Genomic DNA, 22,058 nt, shown 5'->3' with positions numbered 1-22,058 from the left:
TAAGTATCAAAATCGCGGCGAATCTTATTGGTAACTATCAAAAAAGACACCGTTACCAATATAAAAATTCAATTTAACCTACGCTAGTGATTCTTACCCTAGCGATTATAAGTGTTTGTTGATAAGGGCAGTCAATTGGGCTTTTGGTTGCATGCCCATAGTGGCATCCACTTTTTCACCGTTTTTGAACATAAATAAGGTAGGGATACTACGGATACCATATTGTGCGGCTAGGTTTGGATTTTGGTCAACGTCGATTTTAACGATTCGCGCTTTACCCTCAAATTCTGAGGAAAGCTCGTCTAATACAGGGGCGATGGCTTTACATGGACCACACCATGTTGCCCAAAAATCGACCAATACTGGGGTGTCTGATTGTAATACTGCTTTTTCAAACGTACCTTCATCGGCATGAATAACTGAAGACATAGTAACTCCTACATGTTTACGTGTTGATGTTGTTAACTGTTAGGTTGTGGATCATGCTTAAGTAATGACCCAAACGCTTGTTTTTGCCCAGTGCTTGTTTTTGCCTAATAAAAAAATCTTAATATTGGATACAATCAAACAGTGATAGAAACAATGATAGGATAATGAAATCTATTAAACAGACACCCAACGGCAAATTACTTTATAGTGATTATCATGATAGGGTCATCTTAGCATAACACAACCCCAAAACAGGGTATGGCTATGGTTAATTGTTTTGATAGTTATGATAAGAAACATTAATGGTATCTAATTAATTGTATCTAAATGATTGTAACGATAGAAGTTTTTAGAAAATATTACAGTTAATTTTTTTCAATGATGGACAGGCATGGGGGGAGGCGAAAATGGCAGTTGCAATAAAATGGCTTTTACTCAGGGGTGAAAATGCGTAAAATGGTGTCTAATTGAATTATTGACTTTAACCAACACTAAGTGAAATATGCCTGACTTACTTGCTAACAATGAACTTATGGCCGCCATTGATATTGGCTCAAATAGCTTTCATCTTGCCATCGCGCGGTTGGACCATGGGGAAGTACGAAAATTAGCATCAATGTCAGAAAAAGTGCAGCTTGCCGCTGGACTTGATGAAAATAACTATTTGTCGCTTGAGGCACAAAAACGCGGGCTGGATTGTTTGACCCGTTTTGTCGGACGACTAGACGCTGTTTCACCACAGCGGTTACGGATTGTAGCTACCAATGCCCTGCGCCAAGCCAAGAATGCGGATGAATTTATTCGACAAGCCAATTTAATTTTACCCAAACCCTTAGAAGTCATTGCTGGGCGAGAAGAAGCCCGTCTAATTTATTTGGGAGTTTCTCATACCAATGCCAGTACCGATAAACGCTTGGTGATTGATATTGGGGGTGGTTCGACGGAGTTTATTATTGGCAAAGGCTTTGACCCGATTTTGACCGAAAGCTTACAGATGGGCTGTGTTGCTTTTACCAAATCCTATTTTGCCGATGGTGCTATCACCGAAAAAGCGTTTGAAAAAGCGATTGCTGCGGCGAGAAAAGAAGTGCTGGGTATTAGTCGTTTGTACCAAAAAACGGGTTGGGACAGTGTCACGGGCTCAAGCGGCACGATTAAAGCGGTCAATCAAATTTTGCTGCAACTTGGGCTTGCCGATGAAAATGCTCGGGTGACCTACAGCGGTGTCAAAGAAATTCAAAAATTACTGATTAAAGCAAAACATATCGACAATATTGATTTTGCCGATATTAAAGACACTCGTAAAGCAGTGTTGCCGGCTGGTGTCGCGGTGCTGTTGGCAGCGATGAATGTTTTGGGCATTGATACGATTTCTTATTCAGATGGTGCGCTGCGTGAAGGCGTCATGTACGACATGCTCGGGCGTTTTGCCAGTGAAGATGTGCGTGATCGCAGTGTACAAGCCTTGATGACACGTTATTCGGTCGATAGAAAACAAGCAAAACGTGTGGTACGTACCGCGCAGCAGCTGTTTGACCAAGTGAGAAATCGCTTGGGGCTTGATGAAGAGGACGCGGATTTACTTCGCCGTGGTGCCTATCTATATGAAATTGGTCTTGCCATCAGCCATAGTAGCTATCACAGGCACAGTGCCTATTTGCTAGAAAATTCTGATATTGACGGTTTTTCACAAGTGGATAAAACACGCTTGTCGCAGCTAGTTATGCACCATCGCCGTAAATTAAAACCTGATAGTTTTGATGAAGTCAAAATGGTGGGCGGTGATAATCTGGTGTATTTAACTTTGATTTTACGCCTAGCGGTACTGGTGCATCACAGCCGTAGCAAACATGATACCCTACCGATTCACCTATCGGCTAAAGATAACCATACTTGGGAAGTTTCGGTAAATTTAGCGGATGATAATGCAAGTCTTGTGCTATCAGATTTGCAAGATGAAATTGATATTTGGCAAAAGTGGGGCATGAGCTTATCCATTACCACTTATGAGCTAGCTATTGGGTAAGCAAATTGCTAAGTAAATAGCTAAGCAAATTTTTAAATAAAGTTAAGCGTTTAGGTCTGTCATACGATATTGAGATGACAACAGTTGTAATAAAACAAGGGAATAACGACAATGAGTGTTTGGGAAAAAGTACAGCTTGCACGTCATGCAAAACGACCATTATTTTTGGATTATGCCAACCAGCTGTTCACGGAATTTGATGTGCTGCAAGGGGATCGCGCGTATGCCGATGACAAAGCGATTTTGGGGGGTATGGCGATGTTTAACGACCAGCCTGTCATGCTGATTGGTCAACATCGCGGTCGCAGTACCCGTGAGCGTATTGAATACAATTTTGGTATGGCGAACCCAGAAGGCTACCGCAAAGTAGTTAGACTGGTGCAAATGGCAGAACGGTTTAAATTGCCGGTGTTTACTTTTATTGATACCCAAGGCGCATATCCTGGCGTAGGTGCAGAAGAGCGTGGTCAAGCCCAAGCGATTGCCCAAAGTATTGCGGTATTTTCATCATTGAATGTGCCTGTGATTGCCACGGTAATCGGTGAAGGGGGGTCAGGTGGTGCACTGGCGATTGGCGTCGCTGATCGTATCAATATGCTAGAAAACAGCATTTATTCGGTGATTTCGCCTGAAGGTTGTGCATCGATTTTGTGGAAAACGGCTGAAAAAGCGCCCCAAGCCAGTGAGGCGCTGAAACTCAGTGCAGCAAATTTAAAATCTCTTGGCTTGATTGATGAAGTCATTGGGGAAGGCGAGGGCGCGCATATCAACAGTGATGTCGCTATGACCAACCTTAAAGCCACGCTCGAACAGCAACTAGGACAGCTTGAAAAGCTTGATGAACAAACACGTCTGCAACAACGCTATGAAAAATTGATGAGCTTTAATTCTACGGTGTCCTTACCAAAAGCCTCTGCTTGATTGTCAGTGATTTAACCCATTTTAATGACCCATGGGCGTTTATTGAGGCGCCCATTATTTTATCTCATTTGTTTTATCCCACTGTTTTTCTCTTGCCGCATGAGCTTGAGCACTGTGTCTTCTATCCCTATGTCATCTGTCCATATGTCACCTGTCATTGAAGCGATTAAACAAAGTTATCAAACCCATATCAACCCGCACCCCAAGGCTGCCACTAAAATTTATATTGCGTGCAGTGGCGGGCGAGACTCGATGGCATTACTGTTCGCCTGTCAGCAGCTACAACTACCGATTCATGTGATTCATATCAATCATAAATTGCAAAAAGTCAGTGATGACTGGCAACAACTCGTAGAAGCCTATTGCCACAAGCACCACATCGACTATGACAGCGTTTGCATCGATTGGCAATCGCAGCAAGTTTATGCCGCCAATAGCACAATCAGCCCAGAACAACAAGCGAGCACACAACAAGTCAATGAACAGCAAGCCAGAACCGCCCGCTATCATGCTATCATACAGATTGCAGGCGAAAATGCCATTGTTGCCTTGGCGCATCACGCTAACGATCAGGTGGAAACCTTGTTGATGAACCTATGCCAAGGGACAGGATTGGCAGGGCTGACAGGCATGACGGCGTTTGGGGTGCAACACGAATTTGGCACACCCATTTGGTTATGGCGTCCGTTGCTTGGGGTAACGCGTGATGAGATTAGCGACTTTGTAGCGGCGCAACATATCCCTTATGTCGATGATCCTACCAATTTTGGCGTAGCTAATCAGCGCGCTTTTTTACGTAATCAGATTTTGCCACTCCTTGATCAGCGCTTTCATAAAGTAGTGCAAAATATTACCCGCACCCAGCAAAACCTAACCGAAGCGCAGCATATAGTCGAGGAGCAATATCAACAAGATTTGGCGCTATGCCAGTGGTCAAATGGCTGGACAAGTCATCAGCAATGTTTGCATATCCCCAATCTAAAATCATTGAGCCAAGCAAGACGCTTTAACCTATTGCATCATTGGGTCAAAGGCTCAGAAAAATTTGCCCCAACTCGGCAATGGATTGCACAAATTGAGCAGTTACTACAATCAGCGCAAACAGACCAGCAAGCGATTTTGCAGTGGCAGGGGATTGAAATTAGAAAATACCGCGATACGTTGTACCGCCTTGATGCCGATTATGTAAAGGCGATTCATAGCAAGTCAGATAGCAAGATATTAGCCAATTTGGCTGTTGATGTGGAATTATCTGTTGGATTATCTGTTGGATTATCTGTGGGGCTATCTCTAGAATTGGCGCTTGCTAGCAGAGCCGTGTTGCCAAATGAGTCTTTTCAATTATTGTCACAATCTTTTCACCAATCGTTTAAAAAACTGTGCCAACGATTTGATATTCCTAGCTGGGAGCGACAATTTGCCAAAGTGGTCATCCTGGATGACAACAAAGAAAAGGTGATCACGGCATCTCAAACTCAGCCACGGTTCGCTTTATTATTGCCGAATACCAGTGTTTGGCTGGCAGATGCCGGTGAGCTGAATTTGGCTACCCAAGCGCCTTGTCCATGGCAATTGGTTTGGACAGACAGTCTTGATAGTGAATCTCATTGATTTAAGACTGTCATGGACTAAGACTATCATGGATTAAGGTTATCAAACTGCCATGAATCCCTTGAATTTGCGCCATGCACACCAATTTACGCTGTAAATTTGTCATCAAAACTTGCAGTAGGTATGGTAGACTTATTTGCGAATAATAGCGAGGGCGAACCCTTTAACTACTTTCTTCTAACTGCTTTCGTCACCCCACAAAAAATGACTACAAAGGACATCTATGGCAACCACAACTTCTCTTAACATCGCTTTTATTGGTGGCGGTAATATGGCATCGGCACTTATCGCAGGGCTATTAGCAAAAGGTCAGCCAACTAGCTTACTGCATGTGGTTGAAACCGATGCCGAGAAGTTAGCGGATTTTCAAGCCCAAGGGTTAAATACCTACGATGCGAGCAATGTCGACAACACCAAACGCGCCATCGAAAAAGCTGATGTAGTCGTGCTCGCCGTCAAACCGCAGGTCATGAAAGATGTGCTACTACCAGTCAAAGACAGCTGGGGCGAGCAAGTGGTTATTTCAATTGCCGCAGGGATTGGTACCGATAGTTTAGCCGAATGGTTGGGGCCGCAAGTCAAGCTAGTGCGGGCGATGCCAAATACCCCTGCGATGATTCAAATGGGTGCCACAGGCTTGTATGCAACAGTCGGGGTGAGCGAGGCGCAGCAGCAACTCGCGCAGCAAGTGATGTCCGCAGCAGGACTGGTGTTATGGGTAGATGACGAAGAGCTACTGCACGCCGTGACCGCTATCTCAGGGTCAGCGCCTGCGTATTTCTTTTATATGTTAGAGAACATGATTGCCACGGGTGAAAAATTGGGGCTGACTCAAACCCAAGCAACGGCTTTGGCGATGCAAACGGCATTGGGCTCAGCGCAAATGGCATTGACCAGTCATGATACGCCAGCTGAGCTGCGTCGCAAAGTAACCTCGCCCAATGGGACTACCCAAGCGGCAATTGAAGTGATGGATGACAAAAAAATGCATCAAATTATTGCCGATGCCATGCTAGCGTGTGAGCAGCGCTCGCGTGAGCTCAGCCAAGCGTTTGGCAAATAACTCGATTTGGCTACAACAGCAAATTTTAATTAACTATCTTAACGGCTTATCGTTAACAAGTGTGTAAGCAGCAAATAAGGATAAACACAGGGCATGACTAATCTTTTGGCAGGGTTGTTTGATATCGTCGTCGCGGCGGCGATGATACTGGTTTTCTTTCGATTTATGCTGCAGTTTGCTGGCATTACTGCAAAAGATGCGTTTGCCAAACCTATTTATCGTATGACACGCATTGTCGATGTGTTTGGACGTATTTTCCCAACCATAGGCGATGGCAGAATCAATACCGCAAGTTTGGTGCTGCTGTTTTTGCTGCGGATGATTTTTATTTGGGGCGTGCTTGGCATGATGCGCATTGATAGTCAAAATATTGGACTGTTCTATATGCCAGAAGTGAACTTAGCCATGGTTGATTATCTATCGCGGCATTTTTCACCTGTCATGATGTTTTTTGTGGCGGCCGTGACCTTGCTGATTGATTTTTTAAGAATGTGTCAGTACATCATCATTGGCTCGTTTATCGGTGGTTGGGTGATGCTTTTTACCCAAAAAATGCCAGCGATTTTTGGACTGCTCACCCTGCTTAGTGAGCCAATTATTCAGCCATTTCGCAAAGTCTTACCTGCCACAGGTATGCTTGATTTGGCACCTATGCTGGGTTTTTTCTTGATTATTTTGCTAGAAACCTTGGTGCAAACCGTAGGTGTTTATCTATTAACCCTCTAGTCTTTCCCAAACGACGATTAAATGGTTAAGCTTTAAAGCAGTGGGCTAAACAGGCGAATAGCGTTGTCCAAGAATTTTGCCCCAAAGCTACGCTGCTGCCATCCATCGCGCTGTAATGGCTCACTTTGTTGCAGATATTCATGCTGGCAAGTGAGCATTTGCTGGGTCATGGTACGATTATAAATTGCCATACTCACCTCCATATTCAGATAAAAACTGCGCATATCCATATTGACGGTACCAAATAAGCAATAATCGTCATCCACGCACAAAATCTTGGCATGTAGCAAGCCTGCATTGAACAAATAAATCTGCACCCCTGCTGACAACAGCGGCTCAAAATAAGCCTGTGAAGCAAACCGTACCAATAGCGAATCTACTTTTTTGGGTACATTTAAAATCACCTTGACTCCACGCTTGGCAGCGGTAGTGATAGCGAGCAGCAGCGCATCATCTGGCACGAAGTAAGGCGTGGTAATAACCACTTGTTTTTTGGCAGCAAAAATCGCACACACCAAGGTTTCGTAGATGACATGCCCCGTTAATTCTGGCGCCGATGGAATCAGCTGCAAGCTGACTTGACTTACCGACGGGTAAGCTTGTAGGTTGCTTTGCAGCGACAAAATGTTTAACAAGGGCGGCTGGGTGACACGCGTGTTAGCTTTTTTAAGTACCCCGCTAGTGTTAGTCTCGTGTTGTAATTTGTGGTGATGCAGCTTTGAGGTGCCAATATACAGCGACTTGGTAAAGCGATTAACGATTTTCTCAAGGCCGGAAAAATTGGCGTTGGTTTCTGCGCTGATATCCGTGGTCGTGACAAGTGACATGGCTTTCACCGAATTGACGTTATCATGACCTTCCACCCGTATCATGACATCAATCCATTTGCCCACATGCTCGTTTTGTTTGAAAAAATCGGGGTCGATTAAATTAAAACTTCCCGTATAGCCATAGCAATTGTCAAAAATAGCCAGCTTACGATGATTGCGGATATCAATGCGTTTGACAATAGTCTTGAACAAACCCACGGGCAACGACTCATGCACAAAGACATCAGCATCTTTGAGTTTTTTCACCCACGAACTGCGAAAAAACGCATGACTGCCAACGCTATCAGCGAGCAAATGCACGGATACGCCGCGCTGGCTAGCCTCTATCAAAGCTTCTAATAACTCAATCACCCGGCCTTGTGGCGAGACAATATAAAACTCTAGCAAAATCATCGTGTTTGCCGCACGGATATCGGCTAATAAACTGGCAAAAATATGGTCAGCGTCTGTCATCAGCGTCAGCGTATGATGGTCATACACGCCAAGCCCAGTTTTTAGTAGGGCGATATTGCTCAGTTGCCGTGCTTCGGTGTCTAAATTTTTGGAAATTTCATTAAAATCAATCTGCTGAGCGTTGGCAAAGTCACGCAGTAATTTTTGCGCCATCAAACTCCGCTTACGGTACTGGTGTCCAATATTGATTTCACCAAATAACATATAACCGATGATGCCAACAACAGGCAGGGCAAATAACACCGCAATCCAAGCAATTGCCACGCTTTGGTGGCGCTGCTGTTGAATAACTCGCACCACTAGCCAAAGCGTGATGAGAAAATGGGCGATAACACCTAGCCGCAATAGCAACGTCTTAACAATCGACCACTCCAATAATAACCCCATACTAGCTTGCCTAACCCAGCATTGAGGTGTAATGAAAGCGCTTGGGAATTCGTTGACCATGAGGGTGGGCAATGTCAGCGACTTTGAGCACGTGTTGTATCCAAATATCTGCGCATTGTACCGCTGTCACAAGCTCATCACCCAGTGCCAAACGACCTGCGATATAACTTGCTAGACTACAGCCTGAGCCATGATATTCACCCGCCAGTCTTGGCAAAATCGCTTGGTATGCCAGTCGGCAGGTTTGGTTGTCATTAACGTATAAATACTGCTCGATACCAGAGGCTTGGCTATCGTGAGATGTCTTGACTAGCACTGCTTTGGCACCTTGTTGACACAAATCTTTGGCGGCAGCGTGTAGATTGTCGATGCCTGTCAAATCCCGCAGTTCAATGCTGTTAGGGGTCATTAGGGTCGCAAAAGGGGTCAACTGGGCAAAGGCAGCCACCAAAGTGTCTTTGTCACCTAAAGCACCGCCACTATTGGCCACCAATACCGGGTCAAGCACATACGGCGTACCTGTTGCAATACTGCCATCGGTAAAAAGCTGCGCGAGCATTGCAATATTGTCAGTGGTGCCAAGCATCCCTGACTTGATGGCTTTGACAGGCAAATCATTGAGCACTGCTAGTGCTTGCGCCCTTACCAGCTCACTTGCGCATGCCTCAAACCCAAAAACTTGCTGTGAACTTTGAACGGTCACTGCGGTACAAGCAATCGCTGCATGACTCCCTGCTTGTCCAATCGACTCAATATCCGCTTGCAAGCCTGCACCGCCTGATGGATCTAACCCCGAAAAACACAATACAGTGGGGCGCAGTGTCATGCTGGGTGCTAAAATAGGGGCAAGGGTAGCAGGGGTTGACATAAGATTCTCACAGGCTGGTTATCAATCCTTGTAAAGGATTGTTTAAATGGTTTTTTTAATCATTACTTTCAAACAGATTATCACATAACGACTGAGCCATAAACAGCGACTGGGTTATAGGTAGGCACGGTGTCGCTGCCAAGGTGCTGCAATTATTCTCACATAATTTTTTTAAAAAGTCTTGCAAATTTGGATTGGTTTGTTATAATGCCCACCCACAATACTTGAGGTTAATGGCGACATTGACTAAAATTATTGTACGGTGTTATAGATAAGTAAGACCAATTCGGTGACGTGGGTGAGTGGCTGAAACCACAGCCCTGCTAAGGCTGCATACGGGAAACTGTATCGAGGGTTCGAATCCCTCCGTCACCGCCATTTATTGAAGCAAAATTAGTTTTAAAATTATTTAAAATAAAGTTTGACAAAATAAATATTCTAACTTATAATAGCGCCCACTTCAAACGAAGACATTAGTTAAGCGCTTGTAGCTCAGTTGGATAGAGCATCAGGCTACGAACTTGAGGGTCGGGGGTTCGACTCCCTCCAAGCGCACCACTAATTACTTTGTTAAAATTAATCGCCACTCTTTGAGTTTAGGCGATTTTTTTTATGTCTTATTTTTTTATACCTCATATTACTCGGCGGGTTATTTTGCCGTTAGCTCTCCCTTGTTTGCCAAGGTTGCCTGTTGCCTAAGGCATTTTCATCCCATTTATGTTTATCTGAGCCATGCGCTGATGGGTCTCGAGTGAGTGTTTGAGTCATAGCCTTTTGGTTGTATTTAGGCTACAATTTCGTTTAATTACTACTATCATTCGCCCGCCATACCTATGCTTAAGACCAAAACCCCAATGTTAAAAACAGCTAAAACCAACAGCCAGCCGCAATCCATGCAATCAGTGCCATTGCAAGAAGAACCTGTGATGGCAAAAGCGGCTACTCGGCTGATTGCTATGCTGTATGATGGTATGTTGATTTTGGCGATGCTATTCTTTGTGCAGATGCTGCTTATTGTATTGGGGACTAAAATGCTAGGTTTGGCAGGAACGGATATGAAGCAAGCGGCGACATTACCGCTATGGTATCGTAATATTGTGCAAATCCCTGCGTTCGTGATTATCTTGGTCGGGTTTTATGGGGTATTTTGGCGTAAGGCAGGGCAGACGCTTGGCATGCAGACCTGGCGGCTTAAAACCATGAACCGTGATGGCTCATTGCTAAGTTGGCGTCAATCGATGATGCGGATATTAGCCGCCTGTTTATTGCCGGTGGTCTGCGGGATGATAGGCTATCTTATCCATCAGTCGGTGGGTGCGCTGTATTTTAGTATGTTTATCGGGCTATTGTTTAATTATTGGTTCGCATGGGTCAATAAGCAAGGACTGGCGCTACATGATTTGCTGTCAAACACCCTGACCATGAAAATGCCAAAAATTAACCACGAAGGCTTGTTTGCTGGGTTTAGAAAGAAATAATTACTTGTCTCTCGCCCACAACCAATCCGCTAAATCGAGCAAATAGTTATCATCGCCAAATTCAGCAATCACCGCATTTTTAGCGGTATCAAATAAGCTTTGCGCGTAGGTTTTGGCAGCACCCACACCGAGCATTTTTACATAAGTGGATTTATCTAATTTTTCATCACTACCCGCAGGTTTGCCAAGCTGCTTGGTATCGGCAGTCACATCCAAAATATCATCTTGTACCTGAAAAGCCAAGCCAATCTGCTCGGCAAAGCTATTGAGTGCTTGGCGCTCGCTGTCAGTCGCGTTGGCACAGATGGCACCCATCAATACTGACGCTTCAATGAGCGCGCCTGTTTTATCACGGTGGATGGCTTCAAGCTCAGTTTGGCTAAGCTGTTGGTGCTCGCCATTTAAATCCAGCATTTGCCCCATGACCATCCGCCGGGCTCGCGGCGCAAACGTGGCAGAAAGCGGAGTAGCAAACTCACTGTTTTCACCAAAATGCGTATGGGTCAGGGCTTCAAAAGCTAGGGTCTGTAGCACGTCACCGGCAAGCATCGCAGCGGCTTCACCATAGGCGATATGGGTGGTAGGGCGACCTCGGCGCAGCGCATCATCATCCATACAAGGCAAGTCATCATGCACTAGCGAATAGCCGTGTAGACACTCCACCGCCATCATGGCACGGCGCACGTCATTAGATAATTGATGGGATGGGTTGGCAAGATTGTTGCCGGTTTTTACCGTGGCAAAAGTTGCGGCAACCAGTAAAGGACGTACCCGTTTGCCGCCATTGGTCATCGCGTATAGACTTGCTTCATGCAGCGGCGACGGTAACTTGCAGGCTTGGAGGTAAGCGGGGATATCCGATTCTAGTTGATCAATGACTTGGCGAGAAAAAGCAGTAAATTCCATAATCAATTCTTTTGTATGTGTTAAAATTTTGAGCAATAAAAAAGCTGCCCCCATTAAGGTTGAGCAGCCCTTTTGCAAAATGGCGCAACAAGTTTAACCGATTAGTCTAGGAAATTAAAGCTATCTAAATCCATCGCCATTAACTCGCTTGGTGCCAACATGCTCTCTGAGTGACCTGATGCACGTGGCAATAGTTTTTCAAAATAAAACTCAGCGGTTTTGATTTTCGCTTCATAGAATTCTTTGGTTTCGCTGCCGCCATTTTTGAGTTTATCATACGCTACCGCTGCCATACGTGCCCAGTGATAGCCCATGATGACGTAGCCTGAATACATTAAGTAATCATCGGATGCCGCTGAGACGATTTCACGGTCTTTACGCGCTGTGAGCATGATACGTGTGGTAAGGGTATTCCACTCTGCACAGTATTTGGTCAATTCCCAAACGAATTTACGCATGCCTTTGTCTAGTGCGTACTCACTACACCATTTCATGATATTGGCGGTGTAATCAAGTAGCACTTTGCCTTTTGATTGGATTAACACTTTACGACCTAGTAGGTCAAGCGCTTGTACGCCTGTGGTGCCTTCATACAAGGTTGAGATACGCGCGTCACGAGCGATTTGTTCCATGCCCCATTCTTTGATGTAGCCATGACCACCGTAGATTTGCATACCATGTTTGGCACATTCAATGCTCAGTTCAGTTAAGAATCCTTTGAGTATTGGGGTATAAAAGCCCAATTTATCATCCCATTTGTGGAACTCAGCATCGTCACCGAGCATCGCTCCTTCAAACATTTTATCAGCATAGCGTGATGCATGATAAATCATTGAGCGCGCGCCTTCTGAGAAGGCTTTTTGGGTGAGTAGCATGCGCGCAACATCGGCATGATGGATAATCGCATCAGCCACTTGATTTGGCTCTTTGGTACCTGATAGGGTACGCATTGAGCGGCGTTCTTTGGCGTAGGGCAATGAGTTTTGGAAAGCCAATTCCATATGCGCTAAGCCTTGCATACCTGTGCCTAGGCGGGCAGTATTCATAAAGGTAAACATGGCTTTTAAGCCTTTATGCGGCTCACCGATTAAATAGCCTGTCGCATTATCAAAGTTGAGTACCGCAGTTGCTGATGCTTTGATACCCATTTTGTGCTCAATTGAGCCACAGTTAACCATATTACGCTCACCAATGTCGCCGTTTTCTGTGACCAAGAATTTTGGCACGATAAATAACGAAATACCCTTGGTACCTTCAGGCGCATCGGGTAGGCGTGCTAATACGATATGCACGATATTTTCCGTTAGGTCATGTTCACCGGCTGAAATAAAGATTTTGGTACCACTAATCTTATAAGTACCGTCTTCTTGTGGGATTGCTTTGGTTTTAACTTGACCCAAGTCGGTACCACATTGTGGCTCAGTCAAACACATGGTGCCCGACCAACGACCTTCTACCAAGCCTGGCATATAAGTGGCTTTTTGCTCGGGGGTGCCGTATTGCATGATGGTATTCATACAGCCCACCGACAGCCCTGGATACATGGCAAATGCCCAGTTTGCCGTGCCCATCATTTCACTTTTGATGAGATTGACTGACATTGGCATATTTAAGCCACCAAATTCTTCAGGAAACGGTATGGCTTGATACCCAGCTTCAACGAACATATCATAAGCTTCTTTAAAGCCTTTTGGCGTGGTGACAACACCCTTGTCAAAATGGCAACCTTCAGCATCGCCTGATTGATACAGTGGCATCAAGACATTGCTACAATAATCCGCAAAGCTCTCAAGCATCATATCCACGGTTTCAGGATCGGCATTTTCACCAGATTTTAAGGTTTTATAGTGTTCGGGGTAATTAAATACTTCATTGGTTAAAAAGCGAATATCACGCAGAGGGGCTTTATATGATAATGGCATATGCTGAAATCCTTTTAATAGGCTATTAACTAAGATAAAAAGGGAAAGGTAAAAATAAGTCCGCTCAGTATAAAGGTATTTGCCCCTAAAAGCTTCAAATAATAATAAATATTCATAAATAATACTAATTATCATAAAATTATTTTATGATTTTGTAGTGCAAAGCTTTGTATAGACAAGAATGCAACAATTACCAACTACCTTAAACGCACTCGTTTTATTTACACTTTGCCAAAGCTATTAAAAAACCAAACGTATTGAAAAATCATTTGTGAGCCACTCTTGCCAAATATTCCCAATCCGTCCCCTAATCCATCGCTCCCTAACACGTCGACACTGCCAGCCAAACCTGCACCGACATCACTCAACAAACGCGAACGCGGCGCCGTGCTGTGGTTAATTATCAAAAAATTATCCGTTTTTGCAAAACCTTATCACTCATTAATCATAGCGACGCTGCTACTTACGGTGATTGGTTCATTCGCGGCACAGGTTAATGCTTTTGTACTGCGTTACACGGTCGATCATTTGACCGAGATTCTCAAACTCAGCGAGCCGTGGCATGAAGGTGCAAAACTGCTCACGACTATCAGCATCGTGCTATTGCTCAAAGAATTGTTGTACGCGGCAATCAGCTTTGGACAGCGCTATTTTGGTGAAAAAATCCGTATTAATTTATCCCGAGATTTATCGCAAAAAGTCGTGGCGCGTATTTTAAGTTATCGCATGGGGTTTTATACCCACCCTGATAACGACAGTGGTAAGCTGCAGACACGCATTGATTTGGGTGTCAGTAGTCTGACGCGCTTGGTGCAAAACTTTTTTATTGATATGTTGCCGTTATTTGCCAATGCGATGGTAGCACTGGTAGTGATGTTTAGCGCCAATGTGTGGGTGGGAATGGTAGGGCTGGTTATTGTGCCGATTTATTTTTATATCAGTCAAAAACAAGCCACGCGCTTGCAAGGCTTTCGTCGGCAGATGCGCTACTATCGGGAGAGCAAAAGCGAGCAAATCATTTCGCTGATTAACGCTATTACCGTGATCAAATCCTTTGTCCGCGAGCCGATTGAAGCGCAAAAACATTTTGCCATTCAAAAAGAGATGACCGATAACCAACTCAAAACGCGCGGTATTGGCTTTGGCTATGATGCACTCAAAAGCTTTATCGAGCAGATTGGTGTGGTGGCGATTATTATTTTAACGGCGTATTTTGTGCTTGATGGGCAGATGACCATTGGCATGATTATGTTTCATGTATTGTTATTTCAAAATGTAGCATCCCCGATTCGCCAGTTGCATCGTATCTACGATGAGGTCAATGATGCGCTGACTTATGCCGAAGGGTTTTTTGATATTTTAGAAGATGATAGCCAAATCGAAGTGGTAGGCGGTGTCAATCCTGCGACGGTGCAGGGCGATATCGAACTTCAGCACGTGGATTTTGTCTATCCCAACGGCAACCAAGCCTTGCAAGATGTCAGCTTTCGCATTCGGCGCAACCGAATTACTGCATTAGTCGGGCTGAGTGGCGCAGGTAAAAGTACCATTATCAATCTGTTGGTAAAATTTTATCAGCCCACGCAGGGGCGAATTTTGCTCGATGGCAAGGATTTGCAAGATTATGATACCCATGAACTACGCCAACAAATCGGTTTGGTGTTGCAAAAAAACCATATTTTTGGCGGGACTATTGAAGAAAATATTCGTTATGGCGATTTAACTGCCAGCCAAGCTCAGATTGAGCAGGCAGCAATACAAGCCTCCATTCATGAACAAATCACCCAGCTGCCCAAAGGCTACCAAAGCGAAGCCAAATCCTTGTCAGGTGGACAGCAGCAGCGTATTGCACTGGCACGTATGTTTCTCAAAAATCCGCCGATTGTCTTTTTGGACGAGCCGACCGCAAGTCTAGATGCCATTGCCAGCCAGCAAATCAAGCGCAGTTTGGATTTAATCAAACAAAATCGCACGGTGATTATCGTGTCGCACAATATCGCGCAGATTATTGACGCTGATGATTTGGTGGTCATCGAGCAAGGGCGCGTGGTGGAGACAGGCACGCATGATGAACTGTATCGCAAGCAAGGTAAATATTATGAGATTTTTAATGCCATGTCCGATAGTTTAAATCTTGATAAAATCACCCAAACGTTAGACAGCCATTAATTTAGCGTTCATCATGCAGGCTTATCATGCGCACTGGTAGCGCTAAGCGGATTAACGCCGTAACCCTGCTGACTTAAATTTATGCTACCATAACTGCTTTGTCATATTCACCCAACTTCACCCAACAAGTTAGTCAATACTCATGGAATCTCAAGTCTTAAAAATATTTTTGGCACTGGTGGTACTGGTCAATCCCTTTGCCGCGTTATCGTTATTTATTGATATCACCAAAGACGCCAATCGACAACAAACTCGCAAAGTTGCACTGATTTCAGCCATTACTGTGTTTGTGACCATTGCGATATTTTCGTTGGCAGGCGAGCCTATCTTAAAGGTGCTGGGGATTTCGCTTGGGTCATTTCGTATCGCAGGCGGTATCTTGGTATTGATTATTGCCATTGGCATGATGAATGGCGCTGGTAATGTTGCCAAACCGCATGTCGGCAAATCCGGGGATTTAAATGGCGTGGCGTTTCAAGGGGCAGCATCTGCCGTGGTGCCATTGACGATTCCGATGGTGATTGGTCCAGGTGGAATTTCTACCGTGATTATTTATGCCGCGAGCGGGCATAGTTATTTTAATATGCTAGCGATTATCACCGCAGGTTTGATTATCAGTATTATCACTTATCTAAGCTTCATGGCAGCGGGGCAGGTGAGTCGTTTTTTAGGTGATACCGGGCTTAACGTGCTCAATCGTATCATGGGGATGCTACTTGCGGCCGTTGCGGTAGAGATTTTTGTTGGCGGCTTAAAAAGTGTATTTCCGCAGTTGTTGTAAGTTCACCGGGTCGCTAAATCGGGTCGCTAAATAATTTATCACAGCAACCCTTAAGCATTATGCATTGTAGTCGCTGTGTTAATATCATAAATTATGCTTGATTTTTACCGTGAAAGTCGCCATTTTAATAATCATGCAAGATGCCAAAACCTGTTAATAAGCTGTCAACAAGCTTTTAAAAAGATGCAAGCGTTAAACCATGCTAAGTTGATTAAAGCGATATGATAGGGTGACTAACAGGTTGCTTACCCTAGTTCATAAGGTAGTAACCAAAGTAGTCACTGGGGCGGATAAAAGATTGAGGAGCGACGATGCAAAAAGATACAAAATCAGATTACCAACGCCTACTGCAAGCGGCAAAGGATGCCAAAGCAGAAGCGATGATGCTAGAGTTTATCGAGCAAGCTGACGGCAAAATGGTACTACGTACCTCGAATGACGAATCAGAAAACTTGGTAAGTATTGAATTTTCTGACAAAGTGAAAGAACTGTTGGGGGAGGATACCCAGCTGATTGGTCAAAGTATGATTCATGCTGCCATTCAAACCTTAATGCAAAAGCAGCTCTCACAGTGGCATGCCAATGTGTATGACGAAGAACCCGTGCATTATAGTTAATGCGTAAAGCCTATTCATTGGTTTGTTGAACCTATAAGACTAAAGCCTTATGGGTTTTTTTGTGCTTGGATTTTTTATTTGTGGGCAAATCCTTTATAATTAGCCATAATTTTTCTTCTGTGTTTCACTTATCAAAAAGAGCCGCCACCATGCCTATGCAAACCGCCAATTTTTATACCATCAATCATTCCAATTATCCTGTCAAAACCATTGGGATTTTAGGTGGCGGACAGCTAGGTATGATGTTGGCGCAAGCAGCATTGCCACTGGGTATCCGCTGCGTGTTTTTGGAGGATAGTGCCAATTGCCCGGCACGCTTACTGGGCAAAGTGTTTAGTAGCGAGCAATTTGAAGATTTTGCCCAAAGCAGTGATATTTTTACCTTAGAATTTGAAAACACCCCGCTCAAACCTGCCCAGTTTTTGGAATCGACCAAAACCTTGTACCCATCGGCATTTGCGCTATCGGTGGCACAAGATCGGTTAAATGAAAAAAACTTGTTTAACCAATTAGATATCGCCACCGTGCCTTTTATGGCAGTGCATAACAAAGCCGATATCCAAGCCGCCGCCGATAAATTGGGGCTACCCTTGGTACTCAAAACCACACGCGGGGGCTATGATGGCAAAGGGCAGTTTGTGGTCAAATCCGCTGACCAAATCGACACCGCGTGGGCAGAACTTGGTGACGCAACCAAAACAGCGCCGCTCATTGCCGAAGGCTTTATTCACTTTGAGCGTGAAGTATCTATCATTGCAGTGCGCGCCCAAAACGGTGAAATCCGCTATTATCCGCTCGTGCAAAATGAACATAGCAATGGTATTTTAGCCAAATCAACTGCACCAGCACCGAACGTCGAGCAATTGACCGAACAAGCCCAAAGTAATATCAAAAAATTGCTCGAACATTTAAACTATGTGGGTGTGTTGACGTTAGAATTATTTGTGACTTCTGAAGGCGGCGCTGAAAAATTGCTTGCCAATGAAATCGCACCCCGCGTACACAACTCAGGGCACTGGAGTATTGAAGGGGCGGTAACCAGTCAATTTGAAAATCACATGCGCGCGGTGGCTGGATTACCACTTGGCGATACGTCCATTGTTAAACCATCAGTTATGTTAAATGTCATCGGCAAATACCCAAAACTGGACGAAGTCCTAGCCATCGCTGGCGTACATGTCCATAACTATGACAAAGAAGAGCGCGAAGGTCGCAAAATTGGTCATATCACTGTCATGCCAAGCGATAGCAGTCAACTGGATAACACGGTCGCGCAAGTGTTAGCAAAATTACCCAATAAATTGTCTGACTAAAGCCATGTGACTAAAGCTATGTGTCAGCAAAAACACCGCACTCATGGCGGTGTTTTTTTAGCCTAAAAAATACCTTATTTTTCAAAAACTTTGCTTTGCAAGAGTAGTCTTCACCAACTGACACTTTGATAGTTTTTGCTTGTTAGTTGTCATCAATTATCCTTTTATTATTACTGATAAAAGATAGTGATAAACAATAAAAGCCGCAATCATTCGTGAGGTTGCTCATAGTCAAATCAAACGGGGATTAAAGTTTGACATTACCCAATTTCTCCTCATCAATTTGCAGCTCGTTGGCAACCTCACTCACCGTTTGGCGATTGGTGCGGTCAAGGTAGGTTTGCGCGCGGTCAACTTCTTGGGTAAGTACATTGAGCGTTTGCTGCATATTGCCCAGTGCTTTAACTTTAAAGGCGTCAATGGCATGCATGGTCTCATAGATGTGATTAAAGGATTTTTGCAGTTTTTCCAAGTCCAGTGAGCTGCCGCTGGCTTGCTCATGCACTTGCGCGGTTTGGCGTTTGAGCATGACTGACGTTGATTCAATCAAGCTACTGGTCGTTGAGTTAAGCGCATTGATTTGGTCAAGCACCAGTTTTTGACTGCTCAGCGCTTGTGACACCATCACCGCAGTACGTAGCGCAGCAATCGTTGTCGTCGTGGCACGGTCAACGCCTTTGATAAGCTCTAAGTTGTTTTTGCGAATCATATCAAGCGCCAAATACCCTTGGATGTTCACCGCCAGTTGGGTCAAAAAATCCATGTTTTTTTGGCGGACATAAAACAGCAATTCTTCTTTGACCACGCGTGCTTTTTCAGGGTCAGTGGCTTCAAGCTCAACGATTTTTTGCTCTAGACGTTCATCAATTTTTTGACCGACATAAATATATTGACGGAGCGACTGCATGAGTGCCCACATATTGACCTTTTCTTGCTCAATGCTGGCATTGTCTTTCATCAGTTCATCTTTACCGTGATACAGGCTTTCGATGATGGCATTGATATGGGTTTGCGAAGATTGGTATTTACGAAAATAATCTTGTACGGATTTGCCCATCGGGATGATGCCCAAAAATTTGCGTGGACTTGACAGCGAACCTTGTCGGGTTGGATCTAGGTCTTCGACCACGCTGCGTAGCTCAGTCAAGGATTTGGCAATGGGGGAGTTGTCAAATAAGGCTTTATCCATGCTTTTGGCAGGACGATCAAGCATGCGATTTGCAATCTGCGCGGAAGCGCGAATTTCGGCACTACCCAGCTGATGAATGGCGTTGACTTTCTCATCGAATACAGACGTGTTGACAGGGGTTTGTAATACATGCATCACAAAATCGTTCACTTTGGCATCAAGCTCAGGCACTTTGGTTAGGTCAAGTTTGACCAGTTGGTCGGCTTCGTCTTGTGGCACAACGGCAACGGGTTGCGGCGCTTCAAGGGTGATGACAGGGCTGGTTTCTGGCGGGGTGAGTTCTGGCATGATATATCCTTGAGTTGTCTATATTGGTGTTTGTATGTTAACTTGCCTTTTAATTTGTGTTTGTATTTTAGCGGTTTGAGCTAACGCTAGTTTGATTATCTTGGTGAATTATTTCATTTGTTGTTCTATTTGGGTAATCATTTTTTCCATGCGCGTTTGACGAATGATTTTTATGATTTATCGCATGATGCGACGTCACTATGATAGCGTGACAAAAAATTTTCCAATCACCTGTTAAAAAAATAAAAGCCCAACAGTTAGTTGGGCTTTTATTTTTTCAAAATTCTTGGTAATAAAATATATTATTGTACCCGTGATAGATATTCACCAGTGCGGGTATCGACTTTGATTTTTTCGCCTTGTTGGACAAATAATGGCACACGTACTACTGCGCCTGTTTCAAGGGTTGCAGGTTTGCCGCCACCACCTGATGTATCGCCTTTTAGACCTGGGTCAGTTTCAGTAATGACTAACTCAACAAAGTTTGGTGCAGCAACGCTTAAAGGCACACCATTGAATAGGGTAATAGTACATTCTTCGTTGCTATTTTCTTTTAACCATTTTGCCGCATCGCCCATGGCGTTTTTGTCGGCTTGTAGCTGCTCAAAGCTTTCTGGGTGCATAAAGTGCCAGAATTCGCCGTCGTTGTATAGGTAGTTCATTTCAGTATCGACAACGTCAGCGCCTTCAAGGCTATCGCCAGATTTAAAGGTGTTTTCTAATACTTTACCTGTTCTTAGGTTACGCATTTTGACGCGGTTGAATGCTTGACCTTTACCTGGTTTAACGTATTCATTTTCTAAAATTGCAAAGGGGTTGCCTTCGTGCATGACTTTTAAGCCAGCTTTAAATTCATTGGTTGAGTAAGTTGCCATAAAATTTCCTAATAAGGTGTTGCGACTAAAAAATAACCGAGGTAAATCAAATCTTTGTATAATAGCCAATTTGCATAAATGCGCTGCCTACACTGTAACCCTATCCGCAACAGGCGTTATCAGCAAGCGGCATTGACAATTGGATAAACACTATATGATAAACTATTTGGCGACACAAAAAAACTGGCAAAATGCGTTTTCTGACACCATCACGAGCTTTGCTGAATTAGCGCAAGCGTTAGATTTGCCGATAGATAGTTTTGACAGTCAGGTTGGTCAATTTCCCCTAAAAGTGCCACGCCGCTTTGTGCAAAAAATGGTGAAAGGCGATATTCATGATCCGCTACTTAAGCAAGTGTTGCCGACGTTTCAAGAAACGGTACAAGTCACTGGTTTTGTCACCGACCCACTCGATGAACAACACGCCAATCCGGTCAAAGGCATCATCCATAAATACGCATCACGGGTGCTGATTCCTGTCACCGGGGCTTGCGTGGTCAATTGTCGCTATTGTTTTCGCCAGCACTTTGACTACCACGAGAATCTACCAACCCACAATGATTGGCAAGCCATCAGTGCCTACATAACAGCGCACCCTGCCATCAATGAAGTGATTTTAAGCGGCGGCGACCCGTTATCGCTGAGCAATCGTCGATTATTGGAGATTTTCACCACCCTTGAAGCACTACCCCAAGTGCAGACTATTCGTATCCATACCCGCGTACCTGTGATGATTCCTGAACGCTTAGATGAGCCGTTACTTGCGCGATTTGCCGACAGCCGCTGTCATATCGTCATGGTCATTCATGCCAATCACCCCAATGAAATCGATCAAGAAACACAAATATTTTTGGGTAAGGCAAAAAAAGCGGGTGTTACGTTACTTAACCAAACCGTGCTACTCAAGTCGATTAATGACGATGCAAATACGCTTGCAAGCTTGAACGAAAAATTATGGCAAGCGGGCGTCTTACCCTATTATTTGCATGTGCTTGATAAAGTTGCCGGAGCGAGCCACTTTTATATTTCAGATGAGCAAGCAGTCGCTCTGTACTGGGAATTACTCGCCAAATGTGCTGGCTACTTGGTGCCAAAATTGGTGCGAGAGTTACCTAATAAGCCATTTAAAACACCGATTGACTTGTATAACCACTAACATATTTTGAAACACAACAACTAAAATAACGGGTTATCTGTTACTTATCT

At 44.3% G+C, this 22,058-nt stretch carries 18 protein-coding genes and 2 tRNA genes; 13 read left to right on the top strand and 7 right to left on the bottom strand.

Going from position 1 to position 22,058, the window contains the following annotated elements:
• Positions 1–105 precede the first annotated feature (105 nt).
• Complete coding sequence (gene trxA, locus RT034_RS04330) at positions 106–429, bottom strand: thioredoxin (RefSeq protein ID WP_007117153.1); 324 nt, start codon at positions 427–429, stop codon at positions 106–108.
• 502 nt (positions 430–931) lie between these two features.
• Between trxA and RT034_RS04325 the strand changes: the two genes are divergently transcribed.
• From RT034_RS04325 to RT034_RS04305, 5 genes are all read left to right on the top strand, one after another.
• Positions 932–2,455, top strand: a complete 1,524-nt coding sequence (locus tag RT034_RS04325) for a Ppx/GppA phosphatase family protein (RefSeq protein ID WP_313014063.1) — start codon at positions 932–934, stop codon at positions 2,453–2,455.
• 111 nt (positions 2,456–2,566) lie between these two features.
• Complete coding sequence (locus RT034_RS04320) at positions 2,567–3,376, top strand: acetyl-CoA carboxylase carboxyltransferase subunit alpha (RefSeq protein WP_313014061.1); 810 nt, start codon at positions 2,567–2,569, stop codon at positions 3,374–3,376.
• Positions 3,377–3,505: 129 nt separating this feature from the next.
• Positions 3,506–4,987: a tRNA lysidine(34) synthetase TilS gene (gene tilS, locus RT034_RS04315; RefSeq protein ID WP_313014059.1), complete on the top strand. Its 1,482-nt coding sequence runs from the start codon at positions 3,506–3,508 to the stop codon at positions 4,985–4,987.
• A 223-nt stretch (positions 4,988–5,210) separates the two neighbouring features.
• Positions 5,211–6,050, top strand: a complete 840-nt coding sequence (gene proC / locus RT034_RS04310; RefSeq protein ID WP_313014057.1) for a pyrroline-5-carboxylate reductase — start codon at positions 5,211–5,213, stop codon at positions 6,048–6,050.
• Positions 6,051–6,143: 93 nt separating this feature from the next.
• Positions 6,144–6,776 carry a YggT family protein gene (locus RT034_RS04305; RefSeq protein WP_284034794.1) on the top strand — a complete coding sequence of 211 codons (633 nt, stop codon included), beginning with the start codon at positions 6,144–6,146 and terminating at the stop codon, positions 6,774–6,776.
• Between the two features lie 32 nt (positions 6,777–6,808).
• Here the strand turns inward: RT034_RS04305 and RT034_RS04300 are convergent, their stop codons facing one another.
• Together RT034_RS04300 and RT034_RS04295 are read right to left on the bottom strand one after the other, a co-directional pair.
• Entirely contained in the window at positions 6,809–8,446 is a 1,638-nt protein-coding gene (locus tag RT034_RS04300; RefSeq protein WP_313014049.1) for a phospholipase D-like domain-containing protein, read from the bottom strand.
• Between the two features lie 10 nt (positions 8,447–8,456).
• Positions 8,457–9,266: a hydroxymethylpyrimidine/phosphomethylpyrimidine kinase gene (locus RT034_RS04295; RefSeq protein ID WP_313014152.1), complete on the bottom strand. Its 810-nt coding sequence runs from the start codon at positions 9,264–9,266 to the stop codon at positions 8,457–8,459.
• Between the two features lie 336 nt (positions 9,267–9,602).
• Between RT034_RS04295 and RT034_RS04290 the strand changes: the two genes are divergently transcribed.
• The 3 genes from RT034_RS04290 (at position 9,603) to RT034_RS04280 (ending at position 10,792) form a co-directional block, all read left to right on the top strand.
• Positions 9,603–9,692: transfer RNA gene (locus RT034_RS04290), tRNA-Ser, on the top strand.
• Between the two features lie 103 nt (positions 9,693–9,795).
• Positions 9,796–9,872: transfer RNA gene (locus RT034_RS04285), tRNA-Arg, on the top strand.
• A 296-nt stretch (positions 9,873–10,168) separates the two neighbouring features.
• Complete coding sequence (locus RT034_RS04280) at positions 10,169–10,792, top strand: RDD family protein (RefSeq protein WP_313014045.1); 624 nt, start codon at positions 10,169–10,171, stop codon at positions 10,790–10,792.
• Here RT034_RS04280 and RT034_RS04275 read toward each other — a convergent pair whose 3' ends face one another.
• Both RT034_RS04275 and RT034_RS04270 read right to left on the bottom strand, forming a co-directional pair.
• Complete coding sequence (locus RT034_RS04275; protein WP_313014042.1) at positions 10,793–11,698, bottom strand: polyprenyl synthetase family protein; 906 nt, start codon at positions 11,696–11,698, stop codon at positions 10,793–10,795.
• Positions 11,699–11,799: 101 nt separating this feature from the next.
• The gene (locus RT034_RS04270; protein ID WP_313014040.1) at positions 11,800–13,620 is read right to left on the bottom strand and encodes an acyl-CoA dehydrogenase C-terminal domain-containing protein; all 1,821 of its coding nucleotides are present in this window, start codon (positions 13,618–13,620) and stop codon (positions 11,800–11,802) included.
• 387 nt (positions 13,621–14,007) lie between these two features.
• Between RT034_RS04270 and RT034_RS04265 the strand changes: the two genes are divergently transcribed.
• From RT034_RS04265 to RT034_RS04250, 4 genes are all read left to right on the top strand, one after another.
• Positions 14,008–15,789 (top strand): ABC transporter ATP-binding protein, encoded by a 1,782-nt coding sequence (locus RT034_RS04265; RefSeq protein WP_313014149.1) that lies wholly within the window; start codon positions 14,008–14,010, stop codon positions 15,787–15,789.
• A gap of 142 nt (positions 15,790–15,931) precedes the next feature.
• Complete coding sequence (locus RT034_RS04260) at positions 15,932–16,570, top strand: MarC family protein (RefSeq protein ID WP_007117140.1); 639 nt, start codon at positions 15,932–15,934, stop codon at positions 16,568–16,570.
• A 311-nt stretch (positions 16,571–16,881) separates the two neighbouring features.
• On the top strand, positions 16,882–17,187 hold the full coding sequence (locus RT034_RS04255; RefSeq protein WP_313014036.1) for a hypothetical protein: 306 nt from the start codon (positions 16,882–16,884) through the stop codon (positions 17,185–17,187).
• A gap of 155 nt (positions 17,188–17,342) precedes the next feature.
• A complete protein-coding gene (locus RT034_RS04250; RefSeq protein ID WP_313014146.1) occupies positions 17,343–18,500 on the top strand; it encodes a 5-(carboxyamino)imidazole ribonucleotide synthase in 1,158 nt (385 codons plus the stop codon).
• A gap of 247 nt (positions 18,501–18,747) precedes the next feature.
• Here the strand turns inward: RT034_RS04250 and RT034_RS04245 are convergent, their stop codons facing one another.
• Positions 18,748–19,977, bottom strand: coding sequence for a toxic anion resistance protein (locus RT034_RS04245; protein WP_313014033.1), 1,230 nt, complete (start codon positions 19,975–19,977; stop codon positions 18,748–18,750).
• A 302-nt stretch (positions 19,978–20,279) separates the two neighbouring features.
• Positions 20,280–20,852 (bottom strand): elongation factor P, encoded by a 573-nt coding sequence (gene efp, locus RT034_RS04240; RefSeq protein ID WP_065253446.1) that lies wholly within the window; start codon positions 20,850–20,852, stop codon positions 20,280–20,282.
• Positions 20,853–21,006: 154 nt separating this feature from the next.
• Here efp and epmB point away from each other — a divergent pair, with 154 nt between their 5' ends.
• Positions 21,007–22,008: an EF-P beta-lysylation protein EpmB gene (gene epmB, locus RT034_RS04235; protein WP_313014030.1), complete on the top strand. Its 1,002-nt coding sequence runs from the start codon at positions 21,007–21,009 to the stop codon at positions 22,006–22,008.
• The last annotated feature ends 50 nt before the right edge of the window (positions 22,009–22,058 follow it).

The sequence above is a fragment of the Moraxella sp. CTOTU48841 genome (assembly GCF_032061225.1).
GTDB classification, from domain to species: Bacteria; Pseudomonadota; Gammaproteobacteria; order Pseudomonadales; family Moraxellaceae; genus Faucicola; species Faucicola cinerea.
The sequence above is the reverse complement of the archived record's forward strand: the minus strand, read 5'-3'. Positions and strand labels throughout refer to the sequence as shown.

Bases quoted from the DNA above. Each gene is read 5' to 3' on its own strand.
- RT034_RS04255 (WP_313014036.1), top strand. From the start codon at position 16,882: ATGCAAAAAGATACAAAATCAGATTACCAACGCCTACTGCAAGCGGCA.
- RT034_RS04270 (WP_313014040.1), bottom strand. From the start codon at position 13,620: ATGCCATTATCATATAAAGCCCCTCTGCGTGATATTCGCTTTTTAACC.
- RT034_RS04305 (WP_284034794.1), top strand. From the start codon at position 6,144: ATGACTAATCTTTTGGCAGGGTTGTTTGATATCGTCGTCGCGGCGGCG.
- RT034_RS04320 (WP_313014061.1), top strand. From the start codon at position 2,567: ATGAGTGTTTGGGAAAAAGTACAGCTTGCACGTCATGCAAAACGACCA.
- RT034_RS04280 (WP_313014045.1), top strand. From the start codon at position 10,169: ATGTTAAAAACAGCTAAAACCAACAGCCAGCCGCAATCCATGCAATCA.
- RT034_RS04260 (WP_007117140.1), top strand. From the start codon at position 15,932: ATGGAATCTCAAGTCTTAAAAATATTTTTGGCACTGGTGGTACTGGTC.
- epmB (WP_313014030.1), top strand. From the start codon at position 21,007: ATGATAAACTATTTGGCGACACAAAAAAACTGGCAAAATGCGTTTTCT.
- RT034_RS04325 (WP_313014063.1), top strand. From the start codon at position 932: ATGCCTGACTTACTTGCTAACAATGAACTTATGGCCGCCATTGATATT.
- trxA (WP_007117153.1), bottom strand. From the start codon at position 429: ATGTCTTCAGTTATTCATGCCGATGAAGGTACGTTTGAAAAAGCAGTA.
- tilS (WP_313014059.1), top strand. From the start codon at position 3,506: ATGTCATCTGTCCATATGTCACCTGTCATTGAAGCGATTAAACAAAGT.
- RT034_RS04300 (WP_313014049.1), bottom strand. From the start codon at position 8,446: ATGGGGTTATTATTGGAGTGGTCGATTGTTAAGACGTTGCTATTGCGG.
- efp (WP_065253446.1), bottom strand. From the start codon at position 20,852: ATGGCAACTTACTCAACCAATGAATTTAAAGCTGGCTTAAAAGTCATG.
- proC (WP_313014057.1), top strand. From the start codon at position 5,211: ATGGCAACCACAACTTCTCTTAACATCGCTTTTATTGGTGGCGGTAAT.
- RT034_RS04250 (WP_313014146.1), top strand. From the start codon at position 17,343: ATGCAAACCGCCAATTTTTATACCATCAATCATTCCAATTATCCTGTC.
- RT034_RS04275 (WP_313014042.1), bottom strand. From the start codon at position 11,698: ATGGAATTTACTGCTTTTTCTCGCCAAGTCATTGATCAACTAGAATCG.
- RT034_RS04245 (WP_313014033.1), bottom strand. From the start codon at position 19,977: ATGCCAGAACTCACCCCGCCAGAAACCAGCCCTGTCATCACCCTTGAA.